This window comes from Rhodococcus sp. T7 (assembly GCF_009872365.1).
Lineage (GTDB): Bacteria > Actinomycetota > Actinomycetes > Mycobacteriales > Mycobacteriaceae > Rhodococcus_F.
On record NZ_WXYH01000340.1, the window covers coordinates 1 to 15,365 of the forward strand.

Sequence of the window (15,365 nt, forward strand, 5' to 3'; positions counted from 1 at the left end):
TTCTGCCATTCGAGCCACCGCTGCTGCACCTGGCGGAACATGTTGCCGCGGATGGCACCGTCCATGGCGCCGTACACGCGGTTGTCCTTCTCCTCCTCCATCGGGAAGTAGGACCGCATGATCTGCTTGAGAGGATCCTTCTTCGGAGCCTTCTCGAAGGTGTAGTCGGTGCCGAACCGGGTGGCCGGGGTTGCGAATGTCGGATCCCAGGACAGTTCGGTGATCTTCGCGTGGGCCTTTGTCAGGCTTTGCCTACTCAATGTGCGCCTCCTGGATCAAGAGCCGGCCGGGTGCCGGCTGTGGGGGACGGTGTGCGATTGATTCAACCGTGTGACCCAGCTCTCGACCGTCTCAGTGTGAGACGACTGTCACATCCAGGCAGGCGCTCCGCGCCCGTGAGTACTTATTAACCGGAACACGAGTTTGCGCCACCTGGTCGGACCGTCCGGAGAGATCCGGTGAACGTGACTTTCGACGGCCGCGGGATGTCAAATTGAGACACCATCGCGCGCTGTCCTGAGGGATGCTCTCGCCGAACCGCATTCACCCGACCAGCCCCGGGTGACAGACAGGAGAAATCGATGACCAACCCCAACGGACTCACCACCGTCGCCGGTGCACCGGTACCCGACAACCAGAACAGTCTCACCGCCGGCGCACGCGGTCCGATGCTCTTGCAGGACGTCTGGTTTCTCGAGAAACTCGCGCACTTCGACCGCGAAGTCATCCCCGAACGTCGGATGCACGCCAAAGGGTCCGCCGCCTTCGGCACCTTCCGCGTCACCCACGACATCACCGCGCACACCAGCGCCGACGTCTTCTCCGCAGTCGGCAAACAGACCGAGATCTTCCTGCGATTCTCCACCGTCGCAGGCGAGCGGGGTGCCGCCGACGCCGAACGCGACATCCGCGGCTTCGCCGTCCGCTTCTACACCGCACAGGGCAACTGGGACGTCGTGGGCAACAACACCCCCGTCTTCTTCTTCCGCGACCCTCTCAAGTTCCCCGATCTCAACCATGCGGTCAAGCGCGACCCGAAGTCCAACCTTCGTTCGGCGCAGAACAACTGGGACTTCTGGACCAATCTCCCCGAGGCCCTGCACCAGATCACCATCGTGATGTCCGACCGCGGCATTCCCGACGGTTACCGTCACATGCACGGATTCGGCTCACACACCTACTCGTTCGTCAACGACGCCGGGGAACGCACGTGGGTGAAATTCCATTTCCGCACCCAGCAGGGCATCAAGAACCTCACCGACGAGGAAGCCGCCGTCGTCGTCGCCGGCGACCGCGAGTCGGCGCAGCGCGACCTCTTCAACGCGATCGAGGAGGGCAACTACCCGAAGTGGACCCTCTCCGTCCAGATCATGCCCGAAGCCGACGCCCAGACCTACCGCTACCATCCCTTCGACCTCACCAAGGTGTGGTCGAAGAAGGATTACCCCCTCATCGAGGTCGGTGAACTCGAACTCAATCGCAACCCGGAGAACTACCACGCCGACGTCGAACAGGCGGCGTTCTCCCCGGCGAACATCGTTCCCGGCATCGGATTCTCCCCGGACCGCATGCTCCAGGGCAGACTGTTCTCGTACGGCGACGCCGCCCGCTACCGCCTCGGCGTCAACCATCACCAGATCCCGGTCAACTGCCCGAGAGGCGCGGCGCACGTCAATTCCTTCCACCGTGACGGCGCGATGCGAGTGGACGGCAATCAGGGCAGCATCCCGAGCATCGAACCCAACTCCCACGGCCGTTTCGCCGATCAGCCCAGCTACGCCGAACCGCCGCTCGGAGTGGGTGCCGTCGCCGACCGGTTCGACTATCGGGCCGACGACGACAACTACTTCGAACAGCCCGGCAACCTCTTCCGCAGCATGAACGCCGAGCAGCAGACTGTGCTTTTCGAGAACACCGCCCGCGCGATCACCGGGGCGTCGGTCGACGTCATCGAACGCCACATCGCCAACTGCACCCAGGCCGATCCCGCCTACGGCGAAGGTGTGCGGAAGGCCTGTGAGGCGCTCGGCGCCTTGTAGATCGAGTACCCAACAGCCCGGCGGCGCGCCTTGCACGACCCTGGACTGGGAACAGGGTCTGCGCGTCGCCTGCGGGCGTGCCGTTCACCACGCGGCGGAGGTGGTGGGCGGCACGCCGTGCGCTTCGCGCCCGTGAGTACTTATCAACCGCCCGTGGTTAACAAGTACTCACGGGTGCGAAGCACATCGAGGGCGATGTCGGTGATCATGTCTTCCTGTCCGCCGACGAGGCCGCGCCGGCCGACTTCCTGGAGGATGGTGCGGACGTCGATGCCGTAGTTCTTCGAAGCGGTTTCGGCGTGCCGGAGGAAGCTGGAGTAGACGCCGGCGTAGCCGAGGGTGAGGGTTTCCCGGTCGACGCGGACGGGCCGGTCCTGCAGGGGCCGGACGAGGTCGTCGGCGGCGTCCTGCAGTGCGAACAGGTCGGACCCGTGCTCCCAGTCGTGGAGGTTGGCGACGGCGATGAACGCCTCGATCGGGCAGTTGCCGGCGCCGGCGCCGTGCCCGGCGAGGGAGGCGTCGACGCGGGTGACGCCTTCTTCGACGGCGACGACACTGTTCGCGACGGACAGCGACAGGTTTTCGTGCGCGTGGATCCCGATCTGGGTGCCGGGGTCGAGGATGTCGCGGTAGGCGCGGACCCGGTCACGGACACCATTCATGGTGAGTCGGCCACCGGAGTCGGTGACGTACACGCAGTGCGCCCCATACGATTCCATCAACTTCGCCTGCTTGGCGAGGTTGTCGGCGGGGGTCATGTGGCTCATCATCAAGAACCCGGAGACGTCCATGCCGAGTTCGCGCGCCTTGGTGATGTGCTGGGCGGCGACGTCGGCCTCGGTGCAGTGGGTGGCGATCCGGATGGAGCGGACCCCGAGCTTGTGGGCCTGTTCGAGTTCGGCGATGGTGCCGATACCGGGCAGCAGCAGGGTCGTCAGGGTGGCGTGGGTGAGGTTGTCGGCGGCGGCCTCGATCCACTCCCAGTCGGTGTTGGAGCCGGGCCCGTAGTTGAGGGAGCCGCCGGCGAGACCGTCACCGTGCGCGACCTCGATGGCGTCGACCCCGGCGGCGTCGAGGGCGGCGACGATGGTGCCGACGTCGGTGGGGGTGATGCGGTGCCGGACGGCGTGCATGCCGTCACGCAGGGTGACGTCCTGGATGTAGAGCTTGGTCATCGTGCGACCTCCGCGGGGATCGTGTTCTGGATGCGTCGGGCGATGGATTCCGCCGTGCGCAGGGCGGCGGAGGTCATGATGTCGAGGTTGCCGGCGTAGGCGGGCAGGTAGTGGGCGGCGCCCTCGACCTCGAGGAACACCGACACCTTGGTGGTGACCGGGCCGGCGCCGCCGGGGAGCAGGGTGTGGACGGGTTCGCCGTCGGGGATCGGGGTGAACTGGACGTCCTGCTTGAGCCGGTATCCGGGAACGTACTCGGCGACGCGGGCGGCCATCTCGGTGATCGAGGCGCGGATGGCGTCGTGGTCGGCGTCGCCGATGAGGGCGAGGACGGTGTCGCGCATCAGCAGGGGTGGTTCGGCGGGGTTGAGGACGATGATCGCCTTGCCGCGGGCCGCGCCGCCGACCTGTTCGATGGCGTGCGACGTGGTTTCGGTGAATTCGTCGATGTTCGCGCGGGTGCCGGGGCCGGCGGACTTCGACGCGATGGACGCGACGATCTCGGCGTAGGCGACCGGGGTGACGGCGGAGATGGCGGCGACCATGGGGATGGTGGCCTGCCCGCCGCAGGTGACCATGTTGACGTTGTCGACGTCCCCGTCGAGGTGCTGCTCGAGGTTGACCGGCGGCACCACGTACGGGCCGATCGCGGCCGGGGTCAGGTCCACCAGCTTCTTGCCGTAGGGGGCGAGGGCGGCGGCGTTGGACCGGTGGGCCCCTGCGGAGGTGGCGTCGAAGACGATGTCGATGTCGGCGAAGTTGTCGAGACCGATCAGACCCTGGACGCCGTCGGCGGTGGTGGGGACGTTCAGGCGGGCGGCGCGGGCGAGGCCGTCGGAGTTCGGGTCGATGCCGACCATGGCGCCCATCTCGAGGATGTCGGAGTTGCGCAGGACCTTGATCATCAGGTCGGTGCCGATGTTGCCGGAGCCGATGATCGCGACCTTGATGGTGGGGGTGTCGCTCATGAGTGGGTGTCCTTCGAGAAGGTGGCGGTGACGGTACCGAGGGTGGACAGTTCGGCGCGGACGGTGGTGCCGGGTGGGGTGGGGACCATGGGGCCGAGGGCGCCGGAGAGGATGACCTGCCCGGCGCGGAGCGGTTGCCCGTAGTCGCGGGCGGTGCGGGCGAGCCAGGCGAGGGCTGCGAGGGGGTCGCCGAGGCAGGCGGCGCCGGTGCCCTCGGAGACCAGTTCGTCGCCGGAGTACAGCTGCATCACGACGTCGCGGGGTTCGAATTCGTCGAGGGTGAGCCAGTTGTCGCCGAGGACGTATAACCCGGAGGAGCCGTTGTCGGCGACGGTGTCGGTGATGGTGATGTCCCAGTCGGCGATCCGGGAGTCGACGATCTCCAGCGCGGCGGCGGCGCGGGCGACGGCGGCGCGGATCTGGGCGTCGTCGAGGTCGCCGTCGATGAGGTCGGCGCCGAGCACGAACGCGATCTCGGCCTCGGCCTTCGGCTGCAGCAACCGGGCGCTGGGCACCTCGGGCAAAGCGGTGACGTCCATGTCGGCGAACAGCACCCCGAAGTCCGGTTGGTCCACTCCCAACTGCTGCTGTACGGCGGGGGAGGTCAAGCCGATCTTGCGGCCGGTGATCGTTCCCCCGGCGGCGAGACGCTGGTCGGTCAGCAGTTGCTGGACGGCGTACGCAGCGCCGATGTCGGTGGTCCCGAGCAGGTCCCGCACGGGCGCACACGGTCGTGCGGTTGCGGCGGTGAGCCGCTCCGCGGCGGTCTGGATCGACGAATTCGGTTGGGAATCAACTACGGGGGCGGCCATCAGTTACCTCGCAATGTGGCTCTTCGGCACCGGGTTCGGGCCAGTCGGTCATGGGTTCGGAGTCTGTCGTTCTGGTGACGTGGTGTGCGTCGTTGCTTGTACTGTGCCGGGCGGAATGGGGATACTCAACGAATGAGTCCCGTAGAACGGAACACTTCTTCGGCGGGTGACGAGCCGACGTCGGTGGTCCGGCGGATATCGGATCTGCTCGCGGCGTTCGGACCCACCGACACGACGCTGGGTGTCAACGAGTTGACCCGGCGCACCGGGATCCCGAAGGCGACGGTGTCGCGGTTGGTGAAGGAGATGGAGGGCGTCGGGTTTCTCGAGCGCAGCGGCGCCAAGGTCGGGCTCGGACTGCGGCTGTTCGAACTCGGGGAGCGGGCGTCGCGGCGACGTTCGGTCCGTGAGGTGGCGCTGCCGTTCCTCGCCGACCTGCGGGAAGCGACGCGGCAGACGGTGCACCTGGCGATCCTCGACGGCGCCGAGGTGGTGTACGTCGAGATCCTGCCGGGGCGGGATGCGCCGTGGCTGCCGTCCGGCGTGGGTGGGCGCCTCCCCGCACACGCGACGGGGGTGGGCAAGGCTCTGCTCGCGGGGTCACCGCCCGCGGCGTTCGAGGCCGTGGTTGCGGCCGGGCTGCCGCGGGTGGGTCCGCGCACCATCACCGCACCCGGAGCACTGGTGCGTCAGTTCCGGCGAATCGCGTCGACCGGCATCGCGTACGAGCACGAGGAGTCGGCGCCCGGCGTCGCGTGTGTCGCCAGCGCCGTCCGCGTCGACGACGGTCCACCGGTCGCCGCCGTCTCGGCGTCCGGGTGGATCGGCAAGGTCGACATCCGGCGCGTCGGGCCCGCCGTGCACACGACCGCACTGAGCATCACACGAGCACTCACCGAGGCCGGGGATCGAAGTATCGGCCGGTGAGGTCAGCGCCGGAATCAGCCGGCCAGCCGCTCGAGGATCGCACCCATGGCCGCGTCGGCGTTTTCGCCGTCGAAGATGTTCTGTCCGTGGTCGGAGCCGGGCAGGAGGATCACGTCGTTGTTCTGGCCTGGTGAGTTGTCGGCGAGTTGCTGCGACACGTCGGCGACGGGTTCGTCCTCGCTCGCGATGAACAGCTTGGGCTCGTCGCCGAGGCCGTCGACGATCTTGTTGGGGGAGAGCAGCACCAACTGGTCGGGGAGTCCGGGCTGCTGCGACGCCAATTGCAGGATCGCGTCGGCGCCCGCGCTTCCGCCCATCAGCGCGACGTCGGTGTACCCGTCGTCGTGGAGTTTCGCGACGGCGGCCGCGATCGACTCCGGCGCGATGTTCTCCACCGCGATGACGGTGGCCCCCTGGTCGGCGATGGCCGTGGCCTGATTCTCCCAGCTGGCGGCGTCGAAGACGGCACCGTGCGCCAGCACCACCCCGTACTCGCCGTCGCCCCACTGCAGGGCGTCGCCGCCGCCGACCTCGATCTTGGTGCCGGTGGTGTCACCGCCCGTCGACGGTGAATCTTCACCGCCGGAGCAGCCCGCCACGACGACGGCGAGCAGCACCGAGAGCAGGACGAGTAGGGCCCTCATCTCTCAACCTTATCGAAGTGCGCCGCGTGTCACTTTCGCCAGAACAGGTGGTGGGTGACGCCGCTCGGGCTGGGCACGACGTCGCAGTGGAACCGGTCGAGCAGGTCGTCGGGAGATTCCCACAGTTGCGCCCCGGATCCGAGTTCGATCGGCGAGACCACCACATGCAGAGTATCGACGAGGTCGGCGTCGAGGAACTCCCGGATGGTGGTGGCCCCGCCGCCGAGCCGGACGTCCTTACCCTGCGCCGCCTCCCGCGCCTGCTCGAGGACCGTGGCCGGATCGGTGTCGACGAAGTGGAACGTGGTGTCGGAGAGCGTGAACGACGGATGGACGTGGTGGGTCAGCACGAATACCGGGGTATGGAACGGGGGTTCGTCGCCCCACCAGCCACGCCACTCGTGATCCTCCCAGGGCCCGCGATGCGGGCTGAACTTGTTACGGCCCATGATCTCGGCGCCGATATTGCGGTCGTAGTCCCGAGTGAGGTAGTCGTCGAGGCCGCGGCTCCCGCCGGGATCGGTGCGCATGGGCCAACTGGCCGTGGCACCCGCCCACGCGAACAGGACACCGGGGTCGGCATGACCGAACGGCCTCTCGAGGCTCTGGCCGTCACCGGCACCGAACCCGTCTCGCGACACGTTGAAGTTCTGGACTCTCAGCAGCTGACTCACTCGGTTCCTCCTGCGCTCTCGACGATGGTAACGAGGAAGGGACTCCGGGGCGGGACAATCTCGTCGGCGCGAGGGCTGGGCCCTGGTTCAGTTGACGTCGTCGGGGTGGGGCCCCGTTCTCTCGTTCCGGCCCAGTGCGGAGATCTGCGCGATCTCGTCGGCGTCGAGCGCGAAGTCGAACACGTCGATGTTCGCGCGCATCCGTTCCGGCGAAGACGATTTCGGCAGAGGTATGGAGCCGCGTTGCAGATGCCACCGCAGCACGAGCTGAGCGAGGGACACGTCGTGCCGGCGTGCGAGTTCGGTGAGTACCGGGTTCTCCTGCAACCGGCCACGGGCAAGCGGTGCCCACGCCTGGGTGCGGATGCCCAGACTCCGATGCAGTTCCACCATCGACTGCTGGGGAAGGAGTGGATGTATTTCGATCTGGTTCACCATCGGACGCACGGCGGCGACCTCGATCAGCCGGTCCAGGTGATCGGCCTGGAAGTTCGAGACGCCGATCGCCCGGATCCGTCCGGCGGCGTGGAGGTGTTCGAGTGCCCGCCACGTGTCCAGGTACGCGTCGCGAGCGGGGGCGGGCCAGTGGATCAGGCACAGGTCCACGTAATCCAGACCGAGGCGGGCGACGCTCTTCTCGACGGCGTCGAGGGTTGACTGGTAGCCCTGGTCCTCGTTGGAGACCTTGGTGGTCACGAACAGTTCCTCGCGGGGCACACCGGAATCGGTCAGGGCGCGGCCGAGGGAGCGCTCGTTGCCGTACATCGGAGCGGTGTCGAAGGCCCGGTACCCGGCCTCCAGTGCGTGCCGGACGGTCGCGTCCATGGCGTCGTCGGGAATCTGAAACACCCCGAATCCGATGGCCGGCATCACGACCCCGTTGCTCAGGGTGACCGACGGAATCGTCGTTGCCTCGGTCATGTGATGGAGTACCCGCCGTCGACGGGCAGCACGACGCCGGTGACGTAGCGGGCGGCGTCGGAGACGAGGAAGAGTACGACATCGGCAACGTCGTCGCCGTCGGCGAAGCGCTGCAACGGAATCCGGCTCAGCTTCTGGGCACGGAACTCCTCCTGGCCGAGAACTTCTGCGGTCATCGGGGTCTCGATGTAGCCCGGCGCGATCGTGTTCACGCGCACGCCCTGCGGTCCGAGTTCGACCGCCAGTCCCTTGCCGAGTTGAGTGAGCGCCGCCTTGGTCGCGCCGTAGGGCACGATGCCGGGCACCGCGCGGTCGGCGGACAGCGAGGCGATGTTGACGACACTGCCGCCCGACGCGATCAGCGATTTCATCGCCTGCCGGGTCAGCCGGTACACGGCCGAGAGGTTCACGTCGACCAGCCGCTGCCAGCCGTCCTCCTCCACATCGATCGCGGGGGTCCGCAGCTGGATGCCTGCCGCGTTGATCAGAATGTCGAGACTCCCGGCCACCTGCTGGGCGAGGTCGACGGCGGATGCGCTGAAGGCGGAATCGGTGAGATCCCCGCACAGCCCGTGCCCACCGATCCCGTCCATGACCTCGGTGATCTTCGGGTCGGCGTCGACACCCACCACCACGATGCCCTGCGCCGCGAGCGCCCTGGCGATTGCGGATCCAATTCCTCCGGCCGCGCCGGTGACGATGGCGGCCTTTCCGCTCAGGGTCGTCACCCCGCTGCCCTGTGTTGTTGCGCCCACGTCGTGGCTCCCTTCCGATGCCGCGCGGCGAGGTGACCATAGGGGCCCTGCAACGCGCTAGAAAATGCTTTCATTCCGATATCTGATCCCTATTTAACCTGGACCTCGATGTTCATCAGCGTATATGGTGGGTTTCACTTCAGCAAGAAAACGATTTCAGGAGTTTGTATGGCCTCGATCGCCCTTCCCACCTCCGACGGCTCCACCCACACACTCGCGTTCGGCGAGCCCGCCCGGCTGAACACCCGGTCCACGGCGCCGACCAGCAGGGCGGTGTACGCGGCTTCACACGTGGTCGCGGATCCGCTGCGCGCGTCCGCCGAGAACGCCGCAGACCAGATCGACTGGGACGCCACCCTGCAACTGCGCCACGACCTGTGGTCGCTGGGGCTCGGGGTGGCCGAGTCGATGGACACCGCGCAACGCGGAATGGGGCTCGACTGGGCCGGCGCGCGCGAACTCGCGGTCCGCACCCTCAACGACGCGAAGTCGGTCGGCGGCCGGGTCGTCGTCGGTGTCGCCACCGATCAACTGAAGACGGATTCGCCCACGCTGGAGGAGATCCGCGACGCCTACCTCGAGCAGGTCGAAGCGATCGAATCCGCCGGCGGCGAGGTGGTGCTGATGGCCAGCAGGCACCTCGCCCGGGCAGCGAGCCGCCCCGACGACTACCTCTCCGTCTACGACGCAGTGCTGTCGGCCGCCACCCGGCCGGTCGTACTCCATTGGCTGGGTTCGGTGTTCGACCCCGCACTCGTCGGCTACTGGGGGTCCGCGGACCCGACGACGGCGATGGACACCGTCCTGCAGATCATCGACAACCACCGCGAACGGGTGCGCGGCATCAAGGTGTCGCTGCTCGACCCGGCGCTCGAGATCGCGCTGCGGCGTCGGATGCCCGACGGTGTGCGGGTGTTCACCGGCGACGACTACAACTACGTCGACCTGATCGCCGGCGACGGCACCCACACCAGCGACGCCCTCCTCGGGGCGTTCGCCGCGCTCGGCCCGTTCGCCTCCGCCGCATTCGCCCGCCTCGACGACGGCGACGAGCAGGGCTTCCGGAACATCCTCGGCCCCACCGAAACCCTGAGCCGGTTGCTGTTCGCCGCACCGACGCAGTACTACAAGGTCGGCGTGGCCTGGCTGGCGTACCTGGGCGGCAAGCAGGACCATTTCCGGATGATCGGCGGCTTCGAAACCGGCCGCAGCCTGACGCATCTCGCCGAACTGGTCCGCGCCGCCGACGCGATCGGCCTGTTCACCGATCCTGACTTCACCGCCGCGCGCGCCTCGGCGTACTTCGCGGTACACGGGATCCGCTGACATGGACCTCTCACGGTGCAGCCTCAACTCCGTCACCGTCAAGGGATCGGGATTCACGGAAGTGGCCGACCTCGCCGAGAAGTGGGGATTCGAGGGCGTCGGCCTGTGGCGGGACGTGCTCGAGGACCTGGACCTGACCGCGGCGGCCACCCGGTTGCGGCAGTCGGGGCTGCGGGTCAGCAGCGTCTGCCGCGGCGGGATGTTCCCGCAACCGACCGCTTCGCTGCGGCGAAAAGCCGTGGACGACAACCGCCTTGCCGTCGACCAGGCGCACGCCCTTGACGCGGACTGCCTGTACCTGGTGTGCGGCGCCGCCTACGGTGACCTCGCCGGCGCCCGCCTGCAGGTCCGGGACGGCATCGCCGAACTCGAGCCCTACGCGCGAGCGGCAGGCGTGCGGCTCGCCGTCGAACCGATGCACCCGATGATGGCGTCGAGCCGATCCGTCATCACGTCGCTGCAGGAGGCGAACGATCTGGTCGAGTCCATCGACTCCGACCTGGTGGGGATCGGGATCGACTCGTATCACGTGTGGTGGGACGCGGCGCTGCCGGAACAGATCGCCCGGGCCGGCGACAAGCTGTTCTCCGTCCAGCTCGCCGACTGGGTCACCCCCATCCACGGTGAGTTGAGCAGCCGCGGCATGCCCGGCGAGGGCTGCATCGACATGACCGGTTTCGTCGCCCAGTGCGAGCGCGCCGGCTATCGGGGACTCGTAGAGGTCGAAGTCCTCAGCGACCGGTGGTGGGCCGAGACCGCGCTGGTCGCCGCCGAGGCCGCCGCCGAGGGCCTGGCCCGCATCTGAGTTTCCTCCACTCAGCCAAGCGGGTTGCCGTTCAGCCGTCCGCGTCGTCGCCCGGGGTGTTCGGCGTGCTCTCGAGGAGTCGTTCGAGGTAGTTGAGGTCCTGCCGGAGCAGCGCGATGGCCCGTGCGGGTCCTTCGAGCCCGGTCGGGGTGGACTCTTCGTGAACGACGGCGCGCAAAGCCATGTCCGCGAGTTGAGCGGCGACGGCGCGGTCGTCGTCCTCCTTCCCCGGCTGGTGCCACCAGGCGATCCAGTTGAGCATGCCGATGATGCCGAGTGCCGAAGTCCTCGGATCGACCGGACGCATCTCGCCGGCTTTGATGCCGTCTTCGATGACGGTGATGAATTCCTTCAGCACGTGCCGTCGGCTCTGCTGGTACCTTCGCGCGATGTCTTCCGGAAGTTCCGCTTCGGATCGGATGATCAGCCTGAACCGGTCGGGGTTCTCCCCTTGGTGCATGGCGATGGCGACCGCCATTTCGCGCAGTTTCTCGGTGGGGCCGAGTTCGGTGCGCTCGTTGATCTCGTGCAGCAGGGCAGCGGGAGTTTCGGTGCTCTCGCTGACGAGCCGTGAGAGCAGTTCATCCTTGTTGGCCACGTAGTGGTAAAGGGCGGGCCGGGTCAGACCGGTGGCGTCGGCGATGTCCTGCAGGGTGGTGCTGGCGAATCCCCGCTCGGCGAACAGGCGGGTGGCCTGTTCCATGATCTGCTTCTCGACCAGCTCACGCCGGGGATTGCGACCGGCGGCGCTGTCCTCGGTGGGCTGCGCTGCCGGGCCGGCCGTTGCCTTGCCGCGGCCTCGCCGGCCGGGCGTGGCCTGCTCACGTGTCATGTCCGAAGGATAGTGGGAGCCGGATGCGGTCCGCGCAGTCATGCCGGTGCTCGGGTGCCGGACATGACCGGCTCGGGTTCGGTGGATGCCGGTTCGGTGAAGAACGCGAGGTGCGCTCGTGCGCTCGCCAGGCCCGCCGCCACATCCGCACGGTGCGCCGCAGGGGCCTCGACGACGATGGTCGCCGAAGTGGCCCGCCGCAGCCGTTCGGCGAGGTCGAGACGGTTCAGCACGGCGGCGCGGGAGTCCGGTCCGGTGAGCCACAGCGTCTCCGCCTGCGGTGCGTTCTCGACGACGGCGTCGGCCTCCGCGCTCCAGGCGGAGGCGCACGCGACGGCGACAGCTGCCGTCGTGGATGCTCCGCGCAGGTCTGCCGGCGCGATCCGAGTGGCGAATTCCGCGCCGTGGTGGGCGAGTGGTTGGTCGAGGATCCAGTCCGTGATGTCGGTGGGGGCGACGGTGTCGGCGGGCCGGCTCGCGTAGCTCGCGAGGCCCTGGGACACGACCGCCGGCGCGGATTCGGCGAACCGGTCCAGCCCGACCTTTCCCGCCCGGGTCATGTACGCGATCATCAGCTGGTCGACGGGCAGGTCCATGCGCTGCGGGAACGATTCCCACCAGAGTTCGCTGCGGTGGGCGATCTGCTGGAGGTGTTCGACGGCGGGGCGGCGGACCCGCTCGTATTCGGTCAGGGCATCGTCGAGGTTCGACGCGCTCGTCAGGGCGCGGTCGAGCGCAATGGCGTCCTCCATCGCGAGTTTGGTGCCGGATCCGATCGAGTAGTGCGCGGTATGGGCGGCGTCGCCGAGGAGCACGACATTGCCGCTGTGCCAGCGCGTGCAGCCGACGGTGCGGAACCGCATCCACTTCGTCCGGTTTCCGATGAGCCGATGATGCTGCAGCGTCTCCGCGAACGCGTCCTGAAGGTACTGCAATGAGACCTCGTCGCTGCCCTGGGGTGCGGTGCGATCGGTGGAGACGTCGAATCCGGCTCGCCGCCAAGTGGCTTCATCGGTTTCGATGAGAAAGGTGCTGCGGTCCGGAGCGTACGGGTAGGCGTGGGCGACGAACGTGCCGTGTTCGGTGGTGACCGGGACGAAGATGGCACTGGGGAGAGCGAAGTCGGTTCCGCACCACAGATACAGTCCGGCGCCGGTGTCGATTCGGGGTTCGAACTCGTCGGTGAGTTGCGTGCGGGTGGCACTGTTGATCCCGTCCGCCGCGATGACAAGGTCCGCGTCGAGGTCCGCGGCTTCGCGCCGTTCGCCGAAGCGCAAGTGCACACCGGCGTCCTGGGCGTGCTGTTGCAGCACCGCGAGCAGCGTCGTGCGCGCGATCGCGAGGAGATCGCCATGCGCGAGGCGGGCGACCTCGCTCCCGACCTGCATCGACATCTCGTGCGGGTGAGCGGCGGCCACGATCGCGTCGAGCGAGTCGGCGTCGGCGTCGCGGAGGTTGCGCTGGGTTCGGGAGGCCAGACCGACACCGAATCCGAATGTCGTGTCCGGGGAACTCTGTTCGTAGACGGTCACTTCGGCGTCCGGGTGGCTGCGCTTGAGCAGTCTCGCGGCGTAGAGACCGCCGGGGCCGCCGCCGATCACTGCGACTCGCTCGAGGTTCATGGGCTGACTCCAGTCTATGTAACGTTTGTGTTGATTATTCTACGCATATGTCGATTGGTCAATCCGGCAGCGGCGAAAGCGGATGAACGACTTTCGGGGCACACCTGTGCAGGCATGCCCCGAAAGTGCTGATCCGCAGTCGATTCGCGCTGCGGCCCTACACGACCGCGCGGGGCGCGTCCGCTTCGGCGAGGAGTTTCGCCGCGATCTCCGCACGCAACCGCTTCTTGTCGATCTTGTTCACGTTCGTGTGAGGCAGGGAGGGCACCCACTCCAGTCGTTCCGGCCACTTGAACTTGGCCACGCCGAGTTTCGCGAGGTGCTCCTGAATCTCGTTGAGCGGCAAATCTTCCCCGTCGCTCGCGATCAGATACGCACACGTCTTCTCGCCGAGGCGGGGATCGGGCATGGCGACGACCGCGACATCCGCGATGCCGGGGTGCTCGAGGAGGAGCAGTTCGACTTCCTCGGCGTTGACCTTCTCACCGCCCCGGTTGATGAGGTCCTTGATGCGGCCCTCGATCGACAGGTACCGCTCGCCGTCGATGACGGTGATCGCGGCGAGATCTCCGGTGCGGTAGAAGCCGTCGGGGGTGAAGGCGGCCGCGTTGTGCTCGGCCGCGTCGAAATAGCCGGGGATGGTGTACGGCCCGCGGCAACACAATTCACCGACCTCACCGTCGGCGAGTTCGCTCTCGCCGCCGGGTTCGAGGATGCGAATTTCGTCGTCGGAGGCGATCGGTGTGCCCACCGTGGCCAGGCGGGCCCGCGCGGGGGAGTCGAGCGGGGTCACCGTGAACAGTCCCTCGGACATCCCGAACAACTGGCCCGCCCAATGCCCGGCCCCGTCGTCGACGCGGTCGAACAACTCGGCGGGGACCTTGGCGCCGGACAGGACGACGCGGCGCAGCGTTTCCCGTGCCTTGTCGAAGTCCGGGCCCAGCACCGCCTGGTAGTGGCCGTGTCCGATGAGCACTTCGGTCGCCTGCGCCTTCGCCATCAACTCGAAGGCCGTCGGTGCATCGGCGGTGGCCAGCACCAGGCAGGCCCCGACCGAGTGCGCCGCGTGCAGCCCGCACGAGATTCCGGCGTTGTGGATGATCGGGATCAGGTGCGCCACCCGGCTGTCCCGGTCCCACCCGAGGCGCTGCGCGTACATCCGAGCGTTGTTCCAGTACTCGGCATGGATGCGTGGAATGACCTTGGGGACACCGGTGGTGCCGCCGGACAGCTGGAACGCGGCGACGTCGAGCGGATCGATCTGCGCCTCGATCTCCTCGACGACGGCCCGAGCGGCACCGGGATCGGTGCCGGCCCCGAGGTCCTCGAGTCGAACCACGTCCGGCTCGCCGGCGCCCGCCCCGTCTCCGACGGTGATGACATGCCGGAGGCTGGGGTGGCCGTCGGCGTGCTCGCGGGCGAATTCGACGAGGTCGAACGTGGGCAGTCCGGCCTCGACGAGGTGGGCGACGGCGCCGACCGTGCGGCTGACGTGCCCGATCTCGTGCATGCGGTGCGCAGCCAGAGTCGCGACGGGGACGAGCCCGGCCTTGATGCACCCGTACCACGCGAGGACCGTCTCGAGCCGATTGGTCAGCTGGAAGATCACCGGATCGAGTCGGCGGAGTCCGAGCCCGAGCAGTCCGGCCGCGATCTCGTCGGTGCGCCTGTCCAACTCGGCGTAGCTCATCGAACCTTCCGCGCTGATCACCGCAGGCCGATCAGGGAACCGGATGGCGATCTGGTGCAGCCGCCGCCCGGTGGGGTCGTCGCTCCACGCCCCGCTGTCGCGATAGCGGGAGGCCCGGTCGTCGGGGAACGTGACGAGGCGTCCGCCCCAGTCCGAGAATGTCACCGCTGCCCTC

At 67.8% G+C, this 15,365-nt stretch carries 14 protein-coding genes and 1 pseudogene; 4 read left to right on the forward strand and 11 right to left on the reverse strand.

Features of this window, described 5'->3' with window-relative positions:
- A pseudogene (locus tag MLGJGCBP_RS31590) lies at nucleotides 1-260 on the reverse strand (methane monooxygenase); the annotation flags it as partial.
- Between the two features lie 321 nt (nucleotides 261-581).
- Between MLGJGCBP_RS31590 and MLGJGCBP_RS31595 the strand changes: the two are divergent.
- On the forward strand, nucleotides 582-2,039 hold the full coding sequence (locus tag MLGJGCBP_RS31595) for a catalase (protein WP_160100558.1): 1,458 nt from the start codon (nucleotides 582-584) through the stop codon (nucleotides 2,037-2,039).
- 143 nt (nucleotides 2,040-2,182) lie between these two features.
- Here MLGJGCBP_RS31595 and dmpG read toward each other — a convergent pair whose 3' ends face one another.
- Genes dmpG through MLGJGCBP_RS31610 form a run of 3 tightly spaced genes read right to left on the reverse strand, consistent with a single transcriptional unit; the run spans nucleotide 2,183 to nucleotide 4,994 of the window.
- Nucleotides 2,183-3,214, reverse strand: coding sequence for a 4-hydroxy-2-oxovalerate aldolase (dmpG, locus tag MLGJGCBP_RS31600; protein ID WP_160100560.1), 1,032 nt, complete (start codon nucleotides 3,212-3,214; stop codon nucleotides 2,183-2,185).
- Nucleotides 3,211-4,182: an acetaldehyde dehydrogenase (acetylating) gene (locus MLGJGCBP_RS31605; RefSeq protein WP_160100562.1), complete on the reverse strand. Its 972-nt coding sequence runs from the start codon at nucleotides 4,180-4,182 to the stop codon at nucleotides 3,211-3,213. The genes dmpG and MLGJGCBP_RS31605 overlap by 4 nt, the downstream gene beginning before the upstream one ends.
- A complete protein-coding gene (locus tag MLGJGCBP_RS31610) occupies nucleotides 4,179-4,994 on the reverse strand; it encodes a 2-keto-4-pentenoate hydratase (RefSeq protein WP_160100564.1) in 816 nt (271 codons plus the stop codon). Before MLGJGCBP_RS31610 ends, MLGJGCBP_RS31605 begins: the two co-directional genes overlap by 4 nt.
- Before the next feature lie 132 nt (nucleotides 4,995-5,126).
- Between MLGJGCBP_RS31610 and MLGJGCBP_RS31615 the strand changes: the two genes are divergently transcribed.
- On the forward strand, nucleotides 5,127-5,921 hold the full coding sequence (locus MLGJGCBP_RS31615) for an IclR family transcriptional regulator (RefSeq protein WP_087558593.1): 795 nt from the start codon (nucleotides 5,127-5,129) through the stop codon (nucleotides 5,919-5,921).
- 14 nt (nucleotides 5,922-5,935) lie between these two features.
- Here the strand turns inward: MLGJGCBP_RS31615 and MLGJGCBP_RS50730 are convergent, their stop codons facing one another.
- From MLGJGCBP_RS50730 to MLGJGCBP_RS31635, 4 genes are all read right to left on the reverse strand, one after another.
- Nucleotides 5,936-6,565 carry an alpha/beta hydrolase gene (locus MLGJGCBP_RS50730; protein WP_201453243.1) on the reverse strand — a complete coding sequence of 210 codons (630 nt, stop codon included), beginning with the start codon at nucleotides 6,563-6,565 and terminating at the stop codon, nucleotides 5,936-5,938.
- Nucleotides 6,566-6,594: 29 nt separating this feature from the next.
- Nucleotides 6,595-7,239: a dihydrofolate reductase family protein gene (locus MLGJGCBP_RS31625; RefSeq protein ID WP_160100566.1), complete on the reverse strand. Its 645-nt coding sequence runs from the start codon at nucleotides 7,237-7,239 to the stop codon at nucleotides 6,595-6,597.
- Between the two features lie 87 nt (nucleotides 7,240-7,326).
- Nucleotides 7,327-8,160: an aldo/keto reductase gene (locus MLGJGCBP_RS31630; protein ID WP_160100568.1), complete on the reverse strand. Its 834-nt coding sequence runs from the start codon at nucleotides 8,158-8,160 to the stop codon at nucleotides 7,327-7,329.
- On the reverse strand, nucleotides 8,157-8,915 hold the full coding sequence (locus MLGJGCBP_RS31635) for an SDR family NAD(P)-dependent oxidoreductase (RefSeq protein ID WP_160100570.1): 759 nt from the start codon (nucleotides 8,913-8,915) through the stop codon (nucleotides 8,157-8,159). The genes MLGJGCBP_RS31630 and MLGJGCBP_RS31635 overlap by 4 nt, the downstream gene beginning before the upstream one ends.
- 168 nt (nucleotides 8,916-9,083) lie before the next feature.
- Here MLGJGCBP_RS31635 and MLGJGCBP_RS31640 point away from each other — a divergent pair, with 168 nt between their 5' ends.
- Both MLGJGCBP_RS31640 and MLGJGCBP_RS31645 read left to right on the forward strand, forming a co-directional pair.
- Nucleotides 9,084-10,241, forward strand: a complete 1,158-nt coding sequence (locus MLGJGCBP_RS31640; RefSeq protein WP_160100572.1) for a dihydrodipicolinate synthase family protein — start codon at nucleotides 9,084-9,086, stop codon at nucleotides 10,239-10,241.
- Nucleotide 10,242: 1 nt separating this feature from the next.
- The gene (locus tag MLGJGCBP_RS31645; RefSeq protein ID WP_160100574.1) at nucleotides 10,243-11,046 is read left to right on the forward strand and encodes a sugar phosphate isomerase/epimerase family protein; all 804 of its coding nucleotides are present in this window, start codon (nucleotides 10,243-10,245) and stop codon (nucleotides 11,044-11,046) included.
- Between the two features lie 31 nt (nucleotides 11,047-11,077).
- On the opposite strand, the gene MLGJGCBP_RS31650 is transcribed toward MLGJGCBP_RS31645, so the two are convergent.
- The 3 genes from MLGJGCBP_RS31650 to MLGJGCBP_RS31660 form a co-directional block, all read right to left on the reverse strand.
- On the reverse strand, nucleotides 11,078-11,878 hold the full coding sequence (locus MLGJGCBP_RS31650) for a TetR/AcrR family transcriptional regulator (RefSeq protein WP_201453244.1): 801 nt from the start codon (nucleotides 11,876-11,878) through the stop codon (nucleotides 11,078-11,080).
- 38 nt (nucleotides 11,879-11,916) lie between these two features.
- Nucleotides 11,917-13,500 carry an FAD-dependent monooxygenase gene (locus tag MLGJGCBP_RS31655; protein WP_160100578.1) on the reverse strand — a complete coding sequence of 528 codons (1,584 nt, stop codon included), beginning with the start codon at nucleotides 13,498-13,500 and terminating at the stop codon, nucleotides 11,917-11,919.
- 157 nt (nucleotides 13,501-13,657) lie between these two features.
- Nucleotides 13,658-15,355, reverse strand: coding sequence for a (2,3-dihydroxybenzoyl)adenylate synthase (locus MLGJGCBP_RS31660; RefSeq protein ID WP_160100580.1), 1,698 nt, complete (start codon nucleotides 15,353-15,355; stop codon nucleotides 13,658-13,660).
- Nucleotides 15,356-15,365 lie beyond the last annotated feature (10 nt).